This window comes from Kitasatospora sp. NPDC017646 (assembly GCF_044329365.1).
In the GTDB taxonomy this organism is placed as follows: Bacteria; Actinomycetota; Actinomycetes; order Streptomycetales; family Streptomycetaceae; genus Kitasatospora.
The window spans coordinates 465,535-483,043 of the sequence record NZ_JBIRJC010000003.1; the positions used below are offsets into that span (position 1 = coordinate 465,535).

Consider the following 17,509-nt stretch of genomic DNA (forward strand, 5'->3'; position numbering starts at 1 on the left):
GCCGGTCGCACCCGTCAGGCGCGGGCGGCGGCGTAGGCGAACCGGTCCTCCAGAGCGCCCGTGATCGGGCTGGTCCGGGCGAGGTGCACCCGGGCCCGGGCGATCTGCTGGTCCTCCTGGACCATGCTGATCTCGAAGGCGACGGTGTCCGGGACCGGCGACTCGACGACGCGCACGACGCAGTCGGTGGGCAGCTCGAACTCGCCGAAGCGGGTGAAGTCGGTCTCCACGCGGGAGAGCAGCAGGCTGCGCGGCGAGAGGCCGAACAGCTCGTTCGCGGCGTAGATCGCGGACTGCCGGAAGCCCTCGAAGATCAGCGCGCCGGGAATGTGGTCGAGCGGGTGGTCGAAGAGGGCCGGATTGGCCTGGTCGACCACGACCTGGGTACGGACCTCCCACTCCCCCACCTCGGCCTCGGCGAGGACGACGTTCTGCGCGGAGGTGCGGCCGACCGCGATCGGCGCGACCCGGCGGCCGGTGTGGTGCGGCCGGGCCGGCGACAGGGTCAGCGCCGCGCGGCCCTTCTCGCGCATCCGGTCCCAGGCGGCGCCGGGCATCCACTGGCACACGGTGCGCATGGTCGCGGCTTCCCTGCCGTCGACCGAGAGGGCGAGGTCGAGGGTGCTGCCGGTGACCACGCCGTCCCGGTGCTTCAGCTCGGCCTGGCGGGCCCGGATCTCGCCCCGGCCCGGGCGGGCACTGATGCGCAGGGCCTCCGGGTCGGTGATGTTCAGCTCGCCGCTGACGAAGATGAACTTGTTGTCGAGCGGGGCGGAGAGGAAGGTGTGCGCCGCGTAGATGGACGCCTGGCGGAACACCTCGACCAGCAGCAGCGGGTCGTAGGCGGCCGGGGCGGCGACGTGGTCGCTGTAGTAGCTGTGCACGCGCGGAAGCTGCGCGGCGATGAGGTACTCGTCCTCGGAGACCCGGACGGAGTCAGTGAGGAAGACCTCGCAGATGGCGGCGCGGTGAACGGTGCCGCACGGGACGGTGTTCGAGTAGCTGAGCTGGCCGTCCAGGATTGCGGACATGACTGAGCTCCCCCTTGTTGCTCTTGCATGTAGGTACCCCTCCAGTCGGAGGTGCGAGTAGAACCGTACCTTGGTCGACTTCATACGACTGTGGCGCAGGCCACTCAACAGGGAACATGTGCATTAAGAGTGCGTGAGCGGCGGATTTCACCGGCCCGGGCGCCCACTCGAGGGCCCGCTACCCGACGAATCGCCACACTGCGCGCGTATACCGGCAAATCGTCAACCAGGTGACGAATCATCGCGACCCACGTCCGACCAGGGTGTTCCGTCATGAACAGTTTCATCCTGCCCGAGCAGCGGAAGCCCGCTCGGAATGCGGGTTCGTCATTCTGCTTTTACGAAAGCAATTTGGAAGAACAACGATCTCTTGAGGTTGTTGTTGATATGCCGCACCGGTTTCGCCGGCCCCCTCGTCCGCGTCCACGACTCCGCCTTCCACCCCGCGCCCCGGGGCGGGAGTGTGCCCCCGGGCGGACGCGACCGGCCCGCCGCGGTGCGCGCGGCGGGCCGGTCGACCCGACCGCGTGTGCGGCTACTTGACGGGGTGCGGATGCCCGAGGTGCGGGAAGGTCGGGAGCAGGTCGGTGTGCGGGCCGATGTGGTCGCCGGTGACCTTGCCGCCGGTGAGCATGGTGAGCCGGGTCGAGGTCACGTCGTCCGCCAGGGTGCGGCCGTTGGGGTAGCCGGCCGGGCGGGAGCGGTCGTACCGGAGGATGTCCGGGAGGACGAGCTTCAGCGTCTCGGTGGCGGCTTCGGTGGTGTAGTCCCCGGCGTGCTGGAGGACGGCCGTCCAGGGCTCGCGGTAGGTGTCCCAGTCGTCGGCGGGCTCGCCCGCGCTGTACGCGTCCTCGGCCTCCTCGGCGTTGAAGTACGCGGTGAGCGACGGGTGGGCGCCCCGGTCGACGGAGACCAACTGGCCGTCCTGGCGCAGGCTCACCCTGCCCCAGACGCCGATGGTGGGATCCGGCCCGAGCTCGGCGTCCGGGGCTTCCAGGGCGATGCCGAAGACGTTGGCGTCGGCCATAGCGTCCTTGCCGGTCCAGGTGAAGTCGTTCACGATGCCTTCGAGGTCGGCGAAGAACGGATCGCTGCGCAGGCCCACGGACAGCTTGTAGCCGTTCGCCTCGACCACGTCGGGGGCGTCGCCGAACGCGACCGGCACGTCGGAGAAGAGCACGTCGCCGCTCGGCTCGTGCTTCCGGGCCGCGGCGCCGGTGGACCGGTGGACGGTGACGCGCTGCGCGCCGGTGCCGCCCTCCGGGGCGGAGAAGGTGAACGAGTAGGCGACGTCGGCGCGGTGGTCGCCGTCGTTGTCGACGTTGATCCGGTAGACCGCGTCGGGGTGGAACTCGGCGGCCCGGGTGGGCGCGTACGGATTCACGTTCAGGATCAGGACGGTACGGCCGGGGGCGTCGGCCGCCGGGAAGGCGAACAGGTCGGTCATGTCGAGGCGGGCGTCGCCGCGCGGGGAGCGGAGGTGGGGACCGCTGAGGTGGTGGGACATGGGGGTTTGGTAGCAGGCGGAGTCCGCCCCGGCCGCGCCGACACACCAGCACACCGCCGCTACGACCCGGCGACGCGCCGGAGCTTCACCCGCACGAGTGATTGTGAACGCTCCGCACACTGACGGACACTCGAAGCATTCGGAGAACTCTTGAGGTTCTCCCGGCGCAAGGAGTTGCCGCCATGACCGCAACCGAATCCTCCGCCTCCCCGGTCCCCCGGATCGCGGACCACTCCCAGCCCACCGCCCACGGCCAGGACCTCGCGGACATCGGCGGCAACGTCGGTGCCGTGTGGCGGGCCTGGTGGACCTGGACCCCGGCCCACGGGATCTTCAACCTCCAGCTCCCGTGGAACGTCATCGGGATCAACTCGACCGTCGTCGTCACCGCCTCCGAGATCGACGCCAACGGGAACCGGTTCGTCGGCGCCGCCGCCTTCCAGGTGTCGAGCATCGCCCCCGGCAACGGCGTGGTGACCTTCAAGATCAACATCGACTGGGGCAGCTCGCTGCCGATGCGTACCGACGTCCTGGTCTTCAACTGAGCCGACCTGAGCGGCCGGAGACCCCACCGGCGACCGGAGCCCGGGCCCGCGGAACCCCCCGCGCGCCCGGGCTTCCGCACTCGTCGAACTCCACCGGCGCGCATCAGCCCGGGGATGTAAACCCGCGGGCCAATGCGGGCGGCCGGGAGATCGACCGGTGGGCCGATGCCACTCCCCCGCGCCGCGTGACAGCGTTCGGCGCATGGACACCACGCCGTTCACAAGCACCAACGGACTGACCCGCCGTCGCATGCTGGGCACGGCCCTGGCCCTGGGTGCCGCCGCCCCGCTCGGCCTGGCCTCCACCGCCCGGGCGGACGCCCCCTCCCCCGGCCCGACCCCCGCGCCCGCTCCCGGGCGGCTCACCCTGCCCGGGCCCACCGGCCCGCGCCGCGTCGGCATGGTCGCCCTGCACCTGCGCGACACCTCCCGACCGGACCCGTTCGCCGGGCCGGGCCGCTACCGGGAGCTGATGGCGAGCGTCTGGTACCCCGCTCGCGAGGCGGAGGAGCTGCCGCTCGCCCCCTGGATGGCCGAGGGCGCCATGAAGGCCTACATGGACGACTTCGGCTTCAAGCTCCCGCCCTCCGCCACGCCGCTCACCGCGGCCCGCCTGGGCGCGCGCGTCCACCGCACCGGCCACCGCCTGCCCGTCGTCGTCTACTCGCACGGCGCTCACTCCCACCGGGCGATCAACACGATCACCGTCCAGGAACTTGCCAGCCAGGGCTACGTCGTGGTCACCGTCGACCACACCTGGGACGCCTTCACCGAGTTCCCCGACGGCCGCGTCCTCACCCCCTGGATCGACGGCGCGCCCCAGCTGGGCCCGCGGGACTACGCCGCCGACGCGCGCTTCGTGCTGGACTGCGTCGAGGAGATCGCCGCCGGGCGCAACCCCGACATGGACGGCAAGCCGCTGCCCGACGGCCTGCTCGGCGCCCCCGACCCGCTGGACATCGGCATGTTCGGCTGGTCCAAGGGCGCCTCGGCCACCGCCGCAGCCATGATGGCCGACCCCCGCGTCCGGGCCGGCTACAGCATCGACGGGCCGATGCAGGCCATCCCCGTCACCGACCTCGACCGTCCGTTCCTGATGCTGACCGCCGAATTCGGCCGCGACCAGAACCCGGACGCGGTGACCTTCTGGAACCACCTGCGCGGCTGGCGGCTCAACATCCAGGCCGACGGCGTCCGCCACAGCTCGTACAGCGACGCCGCCGCGCTGATGCCCCAGGTGGCCGAGGTCCTCGGCCTTCCCGAGCAGCAGGTCCAGCAGATGGTCGGCACGCTCCCCGCCGACAGCTCGGTCGGCATCCAGCAGGCCTACCCGCTCGCCTTCTTCGACCTCCACCTCCGCCACCGCCGCGGCGCCCTCCTCGACGGCCCGTCGCCGCGCTTCCCGGAGGTCAAGTTCCTTCCGTGACAACGGAACCGGGTGACGGGGTCGGGCGGCCGCCACGGGGGTGCGGCCGCCCGCCCTGTCGTGCCCGAGGTCACCGGCGTCAGACGGACAGGCCCTGGGTGGCGGTGGCGGCGGGCGGGGTGGTGCTGCCGGCGGTGGTGCCGAGGGTGTGTTCGACCTTGGCGACGGCGGTGCGGTACTGCGCCGAGGCGGTCTGAGCGTCGGAGGCCTCGCGCTGGAAGAAGCCGTAGACCATGCCGACGGTGCCGAAGCGTTCGACGCCGAGGTAGGCGCTGAGCCGGACGCCGGCGATGGTGCCGTCGAGGCGGACGGCGGGGGCGTCCTGGCGGTCGCCGAGGGCGACGGGGGTGACGGTGAAGGTCGCCGAGTCCTCGGTGCCGGCGTTGAAGGTGATGGTGTGGCAGGTCCTGAACGCGTCGGTGGCGGTGTCGAAGTCGGTGGTGAGCCTGGCGGGGTCCTCGGCCGTGAGGGACTCGGTCACCATCGGGTTGCCGTCCTGGCCGTCGAGTTCGGTCTCGGCGCGCGGGGTCGCGGGGCCGGGTGCGGTCGCGTGCATGTTGATCAGGGCGTCGAGCGCGTCGCAACCGCTGACCGGGGTCGGGTTCGCGCTCGGACCGGGGCTCTCGCCGGCCGGTGCCCCGGTGTAGGCCGGGCCGAGGTCGTTCACGCTGAGCAGCGCCGACTTCAGCTGGTCGGCGGTCGGCAGCGCCGGAGCCGGTTCGGCACCTGCGGCGCCCGCCGGAACCAGGGCGGCCGCGGCGACCAGGACCGCGGCGGCGAGCGCGTGGGAAGGCCTCGGGAGGGACATGTCGGCCCCCGGTCGAGAGTGCGGGCAGGAACAGGGCACCAGTCTCCCACCGGCGGCGGAGTGAGTCGCGCGGGCGGTCATCGCCGCAGGTCAGCGGCGGTGACCGGTGGGGCGGAGCAGTCAGGGCCCGCAGCACGCGGCTGCGGGCCCCGCTGCGTCGGGTAGCCCCCCGGCCACCCGAGGTCAGATGGTCGCGGCCAGCTCCGTGCCCTGCTTGATGGCCCGCTTGGCGTCCAGCTCGGCCGCCACGTCCGCGCCGCCGATCACGTGCACGGACAGGCCGCGCTCGCGCAGCGCCTCGTCGAGGTCGCGGCGCGGCTCCTGGCCGGTGCAGAGCACGACGGTGTCCACGGGCAGGAGTTGGCGCTCGCCGTCGACGGTGAAGTGCAGGCCGGCGTCGTCGATCAGGTCGTAGGTGGCGCCGGCGACCATGGTGACGCCGCGGTGCTTGAGCTCGGTGCGGTGGATCCAGCCGGTGGTCTTACCGAGCCCGGCACCGACCTTGCCGGTCTTGCGCTGCAGCAGGTGGACGCTGCGCGGGGGCTTCGGCCGCTCGGGCGCGCGCAGCCCGCCGCGCTCGCGGTACTCGGGGTCGATGCCCCACTTCGCCTGGAACACCGGCGGGTTGAGGCTGGCCTCGTCGCCCTGGTCGGTGAGGAACTCGGCCACGTCGAAACCGATCCCGCCCGCGCCGAGGATGGCGACCCGCTCACCGACCGGTGCGCCGTCGCGCAGCACGTCCAGGTAACCGAGCACGCTGGGATGGTCGATTCCCGGGATGTCGGCGGGAGTCCGGGGTGTGACACCGGTCGCGAGGACGATCTCGTCGTGCCCCTCCCCGGCCAGCTGCTCGGCGGTCGCCAGGGCGCCGAGGCGCAGCGTGACCTCCAACTCGGCCAGCCGGGTGCGGAAGTAGCGCAGCGTCTCGTTGAACTCCTCCTTGCCGGGGATGCGCCGGGCGATGTCCAGCTGCCCGCCGACGCTCTCGGCGGCGTCGTACAGGGTGACGGCGTGGCCGCGTTCGGCGGCGGAGACGGCGAACGCGAGGCCGGCCGGTCCGGCCCCGACGACGCCGATGCTCTTGCGCACCTTCGTGGGCGCCAGCACGAGTTCGGTCTCGTGGCAGGCGCGCGGGTTGACCAGGCAGGACGTGATCTGGAGGTTGAAGGTGTGGTCCAGGCAGGCCTGGTTGCAGCCGATGCAGGTGTTGATGGAATCGGCGCGGTCCTCGCGCGCCTTGGCGACGAAGTCGGCGTCGGCGAGCAGCGGGCGGGCCATCGAGACCAGGTCGGCGTTGCCCTCGGCGAGCAACTGCTCGGCGATCTCGGGGGTGTTGATGCGGTTGGTGGTGACCAGCGGGATGCCGACCTCCCCCATCACGCGCTTGGTGACCCAGGCGAAGGCTCCGCGCGGCACGGAGGTGGCGATGGTGGGGATGCGGGCCTCGTGCCAGCCGATGCCGGTGTTGATGATGGTGGCTCCGGCGGCCTCGACGGCCTGGGCGAGCTGGACGACCTCGTCCAGGGTGGAGCCGCCGGGGACCAGGTCGAGCATGGAGAGCCGGTAGACGATGACGAAGTCCTCGCCGACCCGCTCGCGGACCCGGCGGACGATCTCCACCGGAAAGCGCATCCGCCGCTCGTAGGAGCCGCCCCACTCGTCCTCGCGGCGGTTCGTCGCGGCGACGATGAACTCGTTGATCAGGTAGCCCTCGGAGCCCATGATCTCGACGCCGTCGTAGCCGGCCCGGCGGGCGAGTTCGGCGCAGCGGGCGAAGTCCTCGATGGTCTGCTCGACCTGCTCGGCGGTGAGCTCGTTGGGCACGAAGGGGCTGATCGGGGCCTGGAGTGCGCTGGGGGCGACCAGGTCGCGGTGGTAGGCGTAGCGGCCGAAGTGCAGGATCTGCAGGGCGATCTTCCCGCCGGCGGCGTGCACGGCGTCGGTGACCACCCGGTGCTCGTCGGCCTCCTCCTCGGTGGTCAGCATCGCGCCGCCGTCCCAGGGGCGCCCGGCCTCGTTGGGGGCGATGCCGCCGGTGACGATCAGGCCGACGCCGCCGCGGGCGCGCTCGGCGTAGAAGGCGGCCATCCGCTGGTAGCCGCCGGGGGCCTCCTCCAGGCCGACGTGCATCGAGCCCATGACCACCCGGTTGGGCAGGGTGGTGAAGCCGAGGTCGAGCGGGCTGAGCAGGTGCGGGTAGCGGCTGCTGCCGGGGGTCGCACTCATCGACGTCTCCTGAGGGGGCGGCCGGTGGGAGGGGTCTCCCGGATGGTTACCGCAGAGTAGGGGACGGTCGCGGCGCTATGCAACTAGTTGCATAGGCACCGCTCGGCGAGGATGCCCGTACGGGCTTCGCGCCCCGGCCCGGCCCGGCCCGGCCGCGTATCGTCGTGTCGCGACAGCGCCGGCATCGCCGGCGCGGAGAGGGGGCGGCCGTGCGGCGTGGCTCGGTGGCCGTGGTCGGGGGCAGCATCGCCGGGAGTGCGTTCGCCGGGGCGGCGGCCAGGCTCGGCGCGGAGCGGGTCGTGGTGCTGGAACGCAGCCCGGGCCGGCTGGAGGACCGCGGACTGGGGATCTGCACCCACGACGACCGCTTCGCCGAACTCGTCGACGCCGGTCATCTCGCCCCGGACACCCGCCGCCACCGGCTCACCGTGCGCAGCTGGGTCACCCGGGAGCCGGACGGCCCCGGCGACGGCCCCCATGGGCGCGGGCGGCTGCTCTGGGCCCAGCCCTTCCCGTTCCACTCCCACCACTGGGCGGTGCTCTGGCAGTCCCTGCGCGAGAGCGCGCCCGAGGTGGTGGAGTACCGGCTGGGCACCACGGTCACGGCGGTCGGCAACGACGGCGGAGGTGGCGCCTGGACCGAGGAGGCCGACGGCGTCCGCACCCCGTACGACCTGGTGATCGGCGCGGACGGCTACCGGTCGGTGGTCCGCGCCGCCGTCTGCCCGCAGGCCGTGCCCGAGTACGCCGGGTACGTGTGCTGGCGCGGCAGCTTCGACTCCGCGCTACTGGCCGAACTGCCCGGCGGGGCCGGGGTCTGGCCGGAGGAGGAGTGCATCACCGTCTGCTACCGCGGCGGACAGGTGGTGATCTACCGCATCCCCGGGCTCACCCCCGGCACCACCCAGGTGAACTGGGTCTTCTACGCGCCCACCCCGGACTGGCTGCGCCTGGACGGCCCGACCGCCGTCGCCGCGGGCGCCCTCACCGGCCGGCAGCTGGACGGCATGCGGGAGTTCGCCGAGCGGCAGCTGCCGCCGTACTGGGCGGGCCTGATCGCGCTGACCCCGCCCGAACGGACCCTGCTGCAGCCCGTCTACGACCTGGCGACCCCGCACCGCACCGCCGGGCGGCTGCTCATCGGCGGCGACGCGGCGACCGTCGTCCGCCCCCACAACACCAGTGGCGCGGTGAAGGCCCTCCAGGACGCCCACGCCTTCGAGCAGGCCGGACGGCGACTCGGCGCCGGGTCGTGGGCGCCCGTACTGGCCGCGTACGACCGCGAGCGGACCGCGGCGGGGCGGGAGTTGGTGGGTATGGGCCGGACGTTGGGCGGGGCGCAGGTCACCTCGGCGCCGGACTGGTCGGCCATGGACGAGCCGGCGATGGCCGCCTGGTGGCGGGAACAGCTCACCGGCGGCGGCTTCGGCGGGCACGCGCTCGGGCGGACCGGCTGAGCCGGCCCGCCCGTGGAAGCGCGTGGATCAGACGTTGACGCCGTAGTCGGTGGCGATGCCGCGCAGGCCGGAGGCGTAACCCTGGCCGATGGCGCGGAACTTCCACTCCGCGCCGTTGCGGTACAGCTCACCGAAGACCATCGCGGTCTCGGTTGAGGCGTCCTCGGTCAGGTCGTAGCGGGCGATCTCCTGCCCGTTGGCCTGGTTGACGATCCGGATGAAGGCGTTGCGGACCTGGCCGAAGTTCTGCAGCCGGGCGTCGGCGTCGTAGATCGACACCGGGAAGACCACCTTGGCGACGTCGGCCGGCACCCGGGCCAGGTCGACCTTGATCTGCTCGTCGTCGCCGTCGCCGCCACCGGTCAGGTTGTCGCCGCTGTGCTCGACCGAACCCTCGGGGCTGCGGAGGTTGTTGAAGAAGACGAAGTGCTGGTCCGAGACCACCTTGCCGAGCGCGTTGCACAGCAGCGCACTGGCGTCCAGGTCGTAGTCGGCCCCGGTGGTGGTGCGCACGTCCCAGCCGAGACCAACGATCACGGCGCTCAGACCGGGCGCCTCCTTGCTCAGCGAGACGTTGCCGCCCTTGGCCAGCGAAACTCCCACAATGCCCTCCTCGGATCTCTCCCTGCGGACGAATCTACAGCACTGTAGAGATCACGAGAATCCATCTGCGGACGGGGGCCGCCCCGGGAATTTCTCAGGGACGGGGGAGGGAACCGGTCACCCCCGGCCCCGATCCCTCCGCACGCCGATCACCGTACCGGCCCGGGCACCGGCGGGGTGCGGCCGGGGCGCCTGACGGGTGGAGCCGCCCTAGACTGGCGGTGGATCCCCTGGCCGTCCCCGTTCCGAGGCCTTCGCGGGAGGTTCCCATGCGCCAGCGGTACAGCTTCCACCTGGACCGGAGCGGGCACTCGGTCACCGTCAACGTCCGCTCCGGCTGGATCACCGAGACCGAGCTGCTGGTGGACGGCAAGGAGTGCGCCTTCCACCGCGTTCACGGCCACGGCAGCTACCCGCTGACGCTGTCCGGGCAGTTCGCCGAGGAGCCGCCGCGGCCGCTGGCCGTACGGCTGGACCGCACGGGCCGGGCCGAGCACCCGCTGGCCTGCGTGCTGGAACTCGCGGGCACCGAGCACCCGATGCCGGAGCGCACCGCGCGCTGACGCGCCACTCCCGCCCCGCGCCGTCGCTCCACGGCTACCTTGCTAGCAAGCTAAGGTGCTAGCATCCCCGGTGTGGGAAACGAGGATGTGAAGCAGTTCAACGTGTACCTGCCGATCGAGCTGATCAAGCAGGTCAAGTTCCGTGCCGTCGAGGAGGAGCAGTCGCTCTCGGCGCTGGTCGCCGACGCGCTGCGCGCCTACCTCGACGCCCCCGCCCCCGAGCAACCGTCCGATGAATCCGCCGAATCCACCGAGGAGCACTGAGATGACGACCCAAGGCATCGAAGCCGTGTTCATGGAGACCCACAACTGGGGCAAGGCCGCCAAGTTCTTCCAGAGCCTGGGCTACGAGCTGGAGTTCGAGACCGACCACAACTCCGGCCAGCTGCGCAACGGCTCCGGCCCCACCATCTTCATCGCCGAGGTCCCCGCGGACCGGGAGACGCCGCTGCAGCTGGTACTGAAGGTGGCCGACGCCGACGCGTTCCGGGCGGGCGACGGCGTGGAGATGGTCACCCCGTTCGAGAACACCCACTTCGGGACCAGCCTGGCGACCGTCCGCGACCCCGACGGCCGGCTCTGGGGCCTCCAGGCGCCGGCCAGGGAGCAGTCCGCCCCGGCGGAGCAGCCCGACCACGCCTAGGAGCACGACCGGCCGGGGCGGGGACGGCGCGTTACTGCGTGCCCCCGCCCCGGCGGAGGCCCCGCCGCGCCGCGGCCTGGGCATGCTCGTGGTGATGATCGGGGTGCTGATCGCCGCGATCGACGGCACCATCGTCGTGCTCGCCCTCCCGGAGACCCAGCTGAGTTGACGCTCAGTCGGCGATCGCGCCGGCCACTACCTCCTCGACCGCCTTCCGGGCCCGCTCGGCGTCCTCCGCCACCAGGCCGATCCTGGTCCGGCGGTCGAGCACGTCGGCGGCGTCCAGGGCGCCCTCGTGGGTGACCGCGTACACGACCTCGGCGCGGGTGACGTCCAGCCCCTCCGCCAAGGGCGTCAACTCCCCCGCCGCCATGACCTCGTGAGCCGCTCCGCCGTACCGGGCGAGCAGCGGGGCGGGCACCCCGCCGGCCGGGGCCGGGCGGCTGTCGCGGTGGCCGGGGGCACCGACCAGCGGCAGGCGGGCCGTCCAGCAGGTCCGGGCGGGCAGGCCGCGCAGCCGCACGGCGGCGTCCACCGCGTCCTCGGCCATCCGACGGTAGGTGGTGAGTTTGCCGCCGACCACGGTGATCATCCCGGACGGGGACTCCAGCACGGCGTGTTCGCGGGAGATGTCGGCGGTGCTGCCGCCCCCGGTGTCGATCAGCGGACGGAGTCCGGCGTAAGCGCCGCGTACGTCCGCCCTGGTCAGCGCGGTGGCGAGGGCGGCGTTGACGGTGTCCAGGAGGAAGGTCAGTTCGGCCTCGGTGGGCTGCGGCTCGTCGGGCACGGGGCCCGGGGCGTCCTCGTCGGTCAACCCGATCGCCACCCGGCCGAGCTGCTGCGGCAGCGCGAAGACGAAGCGGCTGGTGGAGCCGGGGACGGGCACGGTGAGCGCGGCCACCGGGTACCCGAGGGTCGCGGCGTCCACCAGCAGGTGGGTGCCGCGGCTGGGCCGCAGCTTGATCGAGGTGTCCACCTGGCCCGCCCACACCCCGGTGGCGTTGACGACCGCGCCCGCGGTGACGGTCAGCGCCTGGCCGCTCAGCGCGTCGACCAGCCGGGCGGAGGTCCCGGTGACGGACTCGGCCCGCACCCGGGTCAGCACGCTCGCCCCGTACTGCGCGGCGGTGCGCGCCAGGGCGACCACCAGCCGGGCGTCGTCCACGAGTTGGCCGTCGTGGGCGACCAGCGCCCCACGCAGGCCGGCCGTCCGCACGGCCGGGACCAGCTGCCGCGTGCGGGCCGCGTCGATCCGGCGCACCCGGGGCAGCAGCGCGCCCGGCGTCCCGGCGCTCAGCCTCAGCGCGTCCCCGGCGTGGAAGCCCGCGCGGATCAGCGAGGCCTGGCCGGGACGCAGCAAGTCCGGTAGCAACGGCACCAGTTGGGGCAGCGCGCGGATCAGGTGCGGGGCGGTGCGGGTCATCAGCACGCCGCGCTCGACGGCGCTCTCCCGGGCCACCTTGACGCGCCCGGAGGCGAGGTAGCGCAGGCCGCCGTGCACCAGCTTGGAGCTCCAGCGGCTGGTGCCGAAGGCGAGGTCGCGGGACTCGACCAGGACGGTCCGCAGGCCGCGTGCGGCGGCGTCCAGCGCCACCCCGGCGCCGGTGGCGCCGCCACCGATCACCAGAAGGTCGACGTGCGGGTGCTCGGCGAGCGCGTCGAGTTCCACCGTCCGACGTCGGCCGTCGAGTCGGGCGGTTCCCGCGTACGGGCCTGCGGTGGGCGTCATGGTGCGAGGTATCCGTTCAGCGCTCTGGCCAGTTCGCGCCGCCAGGCCGCCTCGGGCAGCAGGGAGGCGACCATGCGGTGCGACTGGACGGTGGACTGGGCGATCAGAAGGACCATGGCGGCCAGTTCGGTCGGCTCGCCGGCTCGGATCGAGCCCTCGGCCTGCCCCTGCTGGATGCCGGTGCGCAGCGCCTCCAGCAGGCCGCGCTGGCTGGCTCCGAGCCGCTCGACCACGTACTGGAGCAGCAGGTCGGAGTCGTCGGAGTGGAGCAGCGCGCCGAGCACCGGGTGGTCGCGCAGCCGTACGGCGACCTGGACGACCCGGTCCACGAAGGTCTCCCGGTCGTGCACCTCCAGCGAGGTGCCCTCCAGGGTGGCCAGGATCTCGCGGGTGAGCAGCGCGCCGATCACCGCCTGGACGTCCGGCCAGCGCCGGTAGACGGTCGGGCGGCTGACCCCGGCGCGGCGCGCGATCTCTGCCAGCTGGGTGCGGCGGACGCCGAGGTGGACGATCAGGTCGGCGGCGGCGTCCAGGATCGCGTCGTCGGTACTGCGCGGCGCTCCGGCCGTGGCGTTACTACTTGACATGATGTGTGAAACTGTAACGCATGGCACCTGAGAAGCAAGCAGGGGCAGCCGGCGCCGCGCTGCCGCTCCCCCCGATGAAATGGGACGCCTGGGGCGACCCGGCCCTCGCCAAGGAGCTGTCCGCCGACATCAAGGGACTGCTCGCCGCCGCCCTCGGCGTCACCGGCGACGCCGCCCCCGGGCCGAGCGCGGCCGAGGTCGTGCTGCGTCCCTCCCGGATCACCGCCGATGCCCTCAAGGCGCTGGCCGCCGCCGTCGGCGAGGCGCACGTCAGCGCCGCCGACGCCGACCGGCTGCCCCGGGCCGGCGGCAAGTCCACCCCCGACCTGCTGCGCCGCCGCAGCCGCGAGCCGCAGGACGCGCCGGACGCCGTGGTCGTGCCCGGCGACGAGGCCGAGATCGCCGCCGTCCTCGCCGTGTGCGCCGGACTCCGGATCGCCGTCGTCCCCTTCGGCGGCGGCACCAGCGTGGTCGGCGGCCTGGACCCCGAGCGCGGCGGTTTCGAGGCCGTCGTCTCGCTGGACCTGCGCCGCCTCGACCGCCTCCACGCCCTCGACGAGACCTCCGGCGAGGCCGTCCTCGGCGCCGGCCTCACCGGCCCCGCGGCGGAAGCACTGCTCGCCGAACGCGGCTGGGAACTCGGCCACTACCCGCAGAGCTTCCGCTTCGCCACCATCGGCGGCTTCGCGGCCACCCGCTCCTCCGGCCAGGACTCCGCGGGCTACGGGCGCTTCGACGAGATGGTCCGCGGCCTGCGCGTGGTCACCCCCGCCGGGCCCCTCGAACTGGGCCGCGGCCCCGCCTCGGCCGCCGGCCCCGACCTACGCCAGCTCTTCCTCGGCTCCGAGGGCACCCTCGGCGTCATCACCGCCGTCCGGCTGCGCGTCCACCCGCTGCCCGCCGTCAAGGCGTACGAGGCCTGGAGCTTCCCCGACTTCGCCACCGGGACGGCGGCGCTGCGCGCCGTCGAGCAGCGGGGCACCGGCCCGACCGTCATCCGGCTCTCCGACGAGGCCGAGACCATGGTCAACCTCGCCATGACGGAGCAGATCGGCGGCTCCCCGGCGGTCAGCGGCTGCCTGGCCGTCACCGTCTTCGAGGGCGACGCCGAGCAGGTCGCCGCCCGGCACGACCTCACCCGAGAGGTCCTGCTCGCCGCGGGCGGCAGCTCGCTCGGCGAGGCGCCCGCCCGCGCCTGGGAGCACGGCCGGTTCAGCGCCCCCTACCTGCGCGACTCGCTGCTCAACGCGGGCGCGCTGTGCGAGACCCTGGAGACGGCGGCCGGCTGGAGCGACCTTGCGCAGCTGCGCACCGCCGTCACCGAGGCCCTGACCGGCGCCCTGCCCGGCGCGCTCGTCCTGTGCCACATCTCGCACGTCTACCCGACCGGCGCCTCGCTCTACTTCACCGTCGTCGCCGCCCTCGGTGAGGACCCGCTCACCCGCTGGGGCGCCGCCAAGCGGGCCGCCGGTGACGCCATCATCGGCGCGGGCGGCACCATCACCCACCACCACGCGGTCGGCGCCGACCACCGGCCCTGGATGACCGACGAGATCGGCGACCTGGGCGTGCGGATCCTGCGCGCCGTCAAGGCCGAACTCGACCCGGCGGGCATCCTCAACCCCGGCAAGCTGATCCCTTCATGAGCGAGCGAGTCATCGTAAGGCGCGGGCGGGCGAATGCCCCTGGCGAGCGAAGCGAGGCGGGCACATGAGCGAGCGCAGCGAGCGAGTCATCGTAAGGCGCGGGCGGGCGAATGCCCCTGGCGAGCGAAGCGAGGCGGGCACATGAGACGGAGGACCGCTGTCCGCAGGGTCGCCGTCCTCACCAATCCGGCGGCGGGCACCGGCCACGCCGAACCCGCCGCCCACCGGGCCGTCGCCCGGCTGCGGACCCTCGGGGTCGAGGTCGAACCGCAGGCCGGACGATCCGCCGACGACGCCGTCCGCCTCGCCCGCGAGGCGGCGGCCGGCGGGGCGGACGCGGTGGTCGTGGTCGGTGGCGACGGCATGATCAACCTCGCCGTCCAGGCCCTCGCCGACGGCACCGTCCCGCTCGGCGTCGTACCCGCCGGCACCGGCAACGACCACGCCCGCGAGTACGGCCTGCCGCTCGGCGCCCCCGAGGCTGCCGCCGACGTCATCGCCGCCGGACGCACCCGCACCATCGACCTCGGCCGGATCACCGGCCCGGACGGCGCCGTCCGGTGGTACGGGTCCGTCCTCGCCACCGGCTTCGACTCCCTGGTCAGCGACCGCGCCAACCGGCTGCGCTGGCCCCGCGGCCGGATGCGCTACAACCTCGCCATCCTCGCCGAGTTCGCCAACCTGCGCCCCCTGCCGTTCCGGATCACCCTCGCCGACGGCACCGTCATCGAACGCGACCTCACCCTCGCCGCCGTCGGCAACAGTCGCAGCTACGGCGGCGGCATGCTGATCTGTCCCGCCGCCCTCCCCGACGACGGCCTGCTCGACCTCACCCTGGTCGATGCCATGCCCCGCCTGCGGATCGCCCGCTTCTTCCCCACCCTCTTCAAGGGCACCCACATCGACCACCCCGAGGTCACCACCCTCCGCACCGAATCCCTGCGGATCGAGTCCCCGGGCATCACCGCCTACGCCGACGGCGAGTTCATCACCACCCTCCCGATCGAGGTCACGGCACGCCGGGAGGCCCTGCGACTACTGGTCCCCTGAGGTACGGTCCCGGGATGACGGTTCCGCTTCCCTCCTGCCCGGCGCACGGCCCCGGCCGGGACCGCACCGCGCTGGTCCGCCCGGCATCGAGGTGCTCCCGGCCGACGCCGGGACCGGCTTCGCCCCCTACCTCGGCGAGCCCGTCCGAACAGTGGGAGCGGCCGGCCGGGCTCACACGCCCCGGGTCGCGGTGATCCTCCCCGAGTCGATCGCCTCGACCAGCTCCCGGTGATCGGCCGCGGTACGGTCCGCGTAGCGCAGCGCGAAGTCGGCGACGGCCTCGGCGAAGGTGTCGGCGGTGCCCAGGTAGCCGGCGACGGCCAGGCGGTCGCCGGTGCGGGCGTGGGCGCGGGCGAGGGTGCGGCCGCACAGGTCGGCGTAGGCGCGCAGGCCCGCGGGGGTCAGCGCGCCGACCTCCACCGAGCCCTTCATGTCGCGCAGTTGGCGGCCGTAGTAGTGGCGCCCGGCGGGGCCGGTGGTCCAGCCGAGGAAGATGTCGCTGGCGGCCTGCATCAGGTGCTGGCCGGTCACCACCCGGCGTCCGCCGTGGTGGACCGCGACCTCGGCGTCCACCCGGGTGGCCGGCAGGTGGTCCTCCAGCACCGACCGGCCGGCCTCCTTGAGCTGGAGGAACAGCGGATCGCGGGTGGTCCGGCCCTCCAGCAGGACGATGTGGCAGCGGGTGCCGACGCTGCCGACGCCGACCACCTTCATCGCCGCGTCCACGAAGCGGTAGCGGTCGAGCAGGACCCGCCGGTCCTCGGCGAGGGTGGCCCGGTAGTCGCTGAACACCTTTCCGAGGCTGCCCAGTGCGGCCTGATCCAGTTCCTCGATCAGCGGCGGCGAGCTGATGATCCGCCGCCGCCCGTCCCGTTCCTCGGTGAGCTCGCCGAAGGCATGGAGACTGGTGCGGCGCCTGGCGTGCGCGAGGTCGGCCTCAACGGCCTTGCGCCGCCCGGCTTTCCGGATCATCGGAAGCAACTCGGCGGTGTCGATCCGGCTGTACCAGACGTCGAGTTCGCCGAGCCCGGCCAGCCGGCGCATCGCGGACGCGTAGCCCTGGACGGCGGAACGGGCGGCGCGCCGGGCGCGCTGGTCGTCCTGGCCGTTGTCGCGGGCGGCGACCGCCACGCTGGCGGCGAGGCGCTTGACGTCCCATTCGAAGGGGCCGGGGTGGGTCTCGTCGAAGTCGTTGACGTCGAAGAGCAGCGCGCGCTCCGGCGAGGCGTACGCCCCGAAGTTCACCAGGTGGGCGTCTCCGCAGAGCTGGACGGTCAGCCCGGTGTCGGGAACGGCCGCGAGGTCGGCGGCCATCACGGCGGCGGCGCCGCGCAGGTAGCTGAAGGCGCTGTCGGCCATCCGCCCGTAGCGGATCGGCAGCAGCCGGGCGACCCGGTCCGCGCCCTGGGCCTCCAGCACGCCGAGCGGGTCGGGCCGGTCCGCGGCGGCGGTCCACCGGCCGTGCGCGGAGCGGGAGACGCGCTCCCGGGCTGCCCGCCCGATGCGGCGGCGTTCGGCGGGGGTGGTCATGCGGCGGCTCCGTCCGTCACCAGGCAACCTTCAACGCCTACACCTCTGCGTGGCGCGAGGACAAGAGTGCCGGAGGGCGCGGCACCGCGCCCTCCGGCACTCGGCCGTCCGGGTGAGACCGGCTCACCCGGACGTGAAGTCGGCCGTCATCGCCATGG

Annotated in this window: 16 protein-coding genes; 8 read left to right on the top strand and 8 right to left on the bottom strand. The window is 73.4% G+C overall.

Annotated features, from left to right (window positions below; translation table 11 throughout):
- Positions 1-14 precede the first annotated feature (14 nt).
- Positions 15-1,031, bottom strand: a complete 1,017-nt coding sequence (locus ACH4J0_RS07750) for a ScbA/BarX family gamma-butyrolactone biosynthesis protein (RefSeq protein ID WP_396237283.1) — start codon at positions 1,029-1,031, stop codon at positions 15-17.
- Between the two features lie 535 nt (positions 1,032-1,566).
- Entirely contained in the window at positions 1,567-2,538 is a 972-nt protein-coding gene (locus ACH4J0_RS07755) for a DUF4331 family protein (RefSeq protein ID WP_396237285.1), read from the bottom strand.
- Between the two features lie 182 nt (positions 2,539-2,720).
- Here ACH4J0_RS07755 and ACH4J0_RS07760 point away from each other — a divergent pair, with 182 nt between their 5' ends.
- Both ACH4J0_RS07760 and ACH4J0_RS07765 read left to right on the top strand, forming a co-directional pair.
- Complete coding sequence (locus tag ACH4J0_RS07760) at positions 2,721-3,083, top strand: hypothetical protein (RefSeq protein ID WP_396237287.1); 363 nt, start codon at positions 2,721-2,723, stop codon at positions 3,081-3,083.
- A 202-nt stretch (positions 3,084-3,285) separates the two neighbouring features.
- Positions 3,286-4,509, top strand: coding sequence for an acetylhydrolase (locus ACH4J0_RS07765; RefSeq protein WP_396237289.1), 1,224 nt, complete (start codon positions 3,286-3,288; stop codon positions 4,507-4,509).
- A 79-nt stretch (positions 4,510-4,588) separates the two neighbouring features.
- On the opposite strand, the gene ACH4J0_RS07770 is transcribed toward ACH4J0_RS07765, so the two are convergent.
- Entirely contained in the window at positions 4,589-5,317 is a 729-nt protein-coding gene (locus tag ACH4J0_RS07770) for a hypothetical protein (protein ID WP_396237291.1), read from the bottom strand.
- Between the two features lie 183 nt (positions 5,318-5,500).
- Entirely contained in the window at positions 5,501-7,543 is a 2,043-nt protein-coding gene (locus ACH4J0_RS07775) for an FAD-dependent oxidoreductase (protein ID WP_396237293.1), read from the bottom strand.
- 209 nt (positions 7,544-7,752) lie between these two features.
- On the opposite strand from ACH4J0_RS07775, the gene ACH4J0_RS07780 reads away from it, so the two are divergent.
- Positions 7,753-9,000, top strand: a complete 1,248-nt coding sequence (locus ACH4J0_RS07780; RefSeq protein ID WP_396237295.1) for a monooxygenase — start codon at positions 7,753-7,755, stop codon at positions 8,998-9,000.
- Positions 9,001-9,027: 27 nt separating this feature from the next.
- On the opposite strand, the gene ACH4J0_RS07785 is transcribed toward ACH4J0_RS07780, so the two are convergent.
- Positions 9,028-9,603: a TerD family protein gene (locus ACH4J0_RS07785; RefSeq protein ID WP_207811945.1), complete on the bottom strand. Its 576-nt coding sequence runs from the start codon at positions 9,601-9,603 to the stop codon at positions 9,028-9,030.
- A gap of 269 nt (positions 9,604-9,872) precedes the next feature.
- Here ACH4J0_RS07785 and ACH4J0_RS07790 point away from each other — a divergent pair, with 269 nt between their 5' ends.
- From ACH4J0_RS07790 to ACH4J0_RS07800, 3 genes are all read left to right on the top strand, one after another.
- Positions 9,873-10,166 carry a hypothetical protein gene (locus ACH4J0_RS07790; RefSeq protein ID WP_396237297.1) on the top strand — a complete coding sequence of 98 codons (294 nt, stop codon included), beginning with the start codon at positions 9,873-9,875 and terminating at the stop codon, positions 10,164-10,166.
- Between the two features lie 72 nt (positions 10,167-10,238).
- Positions 10,239-10,430: a CopG family transcriptional regulator gene (locus ACH4J0_RS07795; RefSeq protein ID WP_396237299.1), complete on the top strand. Its 192-nt coding sequence runs from the start codon at positions 10,239-10,241 to the stop codon at positions 10,428-10,430.
- Between the two features lies 1 nt (position 10,431).
- Entirely contained in the window at positions 10,432-10,809 is a 378-nt protein-coding gene (locus ACH4J0_RS07800; RefSeq protein ID WP_396237301.1) for a VOC family protein, read from the top strand.
- Positions 10,810-10,981: 172 nt separating this feature from the next.
- Here the strand turns inward: ACH4J0_RS07800 and ACH4J0_RS07805 are convergent, their stop codons facing one another.
- Both ACH4J0_RS07805 and ACH4J0_RS07810 read right to left on the bottom strand, forming a co-directional pair.
- On the bottom strand, positions 10,982-12,538 hold the full coding sequence (locus ACH4J0_RS07805) for a glycerol-3-phosphate dehydrogenase/oxidase (RefSeq protein ID WP_396237303.1): 1,557 nt from the start codon (positions 12,536-12,538) through the stop codon (positions 10,982-10,984).
- On the bottom strand, positions 12,535-13,125 hold the full coding sequence (locus ACH4J0_RS07810; RefSeq protein ID WP_396237305.1) for a TetR/AcrR family transcriptional regulator: 591 nt from the start codon (positions 13,123-13,125) through the stop codon (positions 12,535-12,537). The genes ACH4J0_RS07805 and ACH4J0_RS07810 overlap by 4 nt, the downstream gene beginning before the upstream one ends.
- Positions 13,126-13,145: 20 nt before the next feature.
- Between ACH4J0_RS07810 and ACH4J0_RS07815 the strand changes: the two genes are divergently transcribed.
- Positions 13,146-14,771 (top strand): FAD-binding oxidoreductase, encoded by a 1,626-nt coding sequence (locus ACH4J0_RS07815; RefSeq protein WP_396237307.1) that lies wholly within the window; start codon positions 13,146-13,148, stop codon positions 14,769-14,771.
- 141 nt (positions 14,772-14,912) lie between these two features.
- Positions 14,913-15,821 (top strand): diacylglycerol kinase, encoded by a 909-nt coding sequence (locus tag ACH4J0_RS07820; protein WP_396237309.1) that lies wholly within the window; start codon positions 14,913-14,915, stop codon positions 15,819-15,821.
- A gap of 171 nt (positions 15,822-15,992) precedes the next feature.
- On the opposite strand, the gene ACH4J0_RS07825 is transcribed toward ACH4J0_RS07820, so the two are convergent.
- Positions 15,993-17,351, bottom strand: coding sequence for a DUF2252 domain-containing protein (locus tag ACH4J0_RS07825; RefSeq protein WP_396237311.1), 1,359 nt, complete (start codon positions 17,349-17,351; stop codon positions 15,993-15,995).
- Between the last annotated feature and the right edge of the window lie 158 nt (positions 17,352-17,509).

Excerpts from the sequence above, each read along its gene's own strand:
- ACH4J0_RS07750 (WP_396237283.1), bottom strand. The coding sequence starts at position 1,031 with ATGTCCGCAATCCTGGACGGCCAGCTCAGCTACTCGAACACCGTCCCG.
- ACH4J0_RS07755 (WP_396237285.1), bottom strand. The coding sequence starts at position 2,538 with ATGTCCCACCACCTCAGCGGTCCCCACCTCCGCTCCCCGCGCGGCGAC.
- ACH4J0_RS07760 (WP_396237287.1), top strand. The coding sequence starts at position 2,721 with ATGACCGCAACCGAATCCTCCGCCTCCCCGGTCCCCCGGATCGCGGAC.
- ACH4J0_RS07765 (WP_396237289.1), top strand. The coding sequence starts at position 3,286 with ATGGACACCACGCCGTTCACAAGCACCAACGGACTGACCCGCCGTCGC.
- ACH4J0_RS07770 (WP_396237291.1), bottom strand. The coding sequence starts at position 5,317 with ATGTCCCTCCCGAGGCCTTCCCACGCGCTCGCCGCCGCGGTCCTGGTC.
- ACH4J0_RS07775 (WP_396237293.1), bottom strand. The coding sequence starts at position 7,543 with ATGAGTGCGACCCCCGGCAGCAGCCGCTACCCGCACCTGCTCAGCCCG.
- ACH4J0_RS07790 (WP_396237297.1), top strand. The coding sequence starts at position 9,873 with ATGCGCCAGCGGTACAGCTTCCACCTGGACCGGAGCGGGCACTCGGTC.
- ACH4J0_RS07800 (WP_396237301.1), top strand. The coding sequence starts at position 10,432 with ATGACGACCCAAGGCATCGAAGCCGTGTTCATGGAGACCCACAACTGG.
- ACH4J0_RS07805 (WP_396237303.1), bottom strand. The coding sequence starts at position 12,538 with ATGACGCCCACCGCAGGCCCGTACGCGGGAACCGCCCGACTCGACGGC.
- ACH4J0_RS07810 (WP_396237305.1), bottom strand. The coding sequence starts at position 13,125 with ATGTCAAGTAGTAACGCCACGGCCGGAGCGCCGCGCAGTACCGACGAC.
- ACH4J0_RS07815 (WP_396237307.1), top strand. The coding sequence starts at position 13,146 with ATGGCACCTGAGAAGCAAGCAGGGGCAGCCGGCGCCGCGCTGCCGCTC.
- ACH4J0_RS07820 (WP_396237309.1), top strand. The coding sequence starts at position 14,913 with ATGAGACGGAGGACCGCTGTCCGCAGGGTCGCCGTCCTCACCAATCCG.
- ACH4J0_RS07825 (WP_396237311.1), bottom strand. The coding sequence starts at position 17,351 with ATGACCACCCCCGCCGAACGCCGCCGCATCGGGCGGGCAGCCCGGGAG.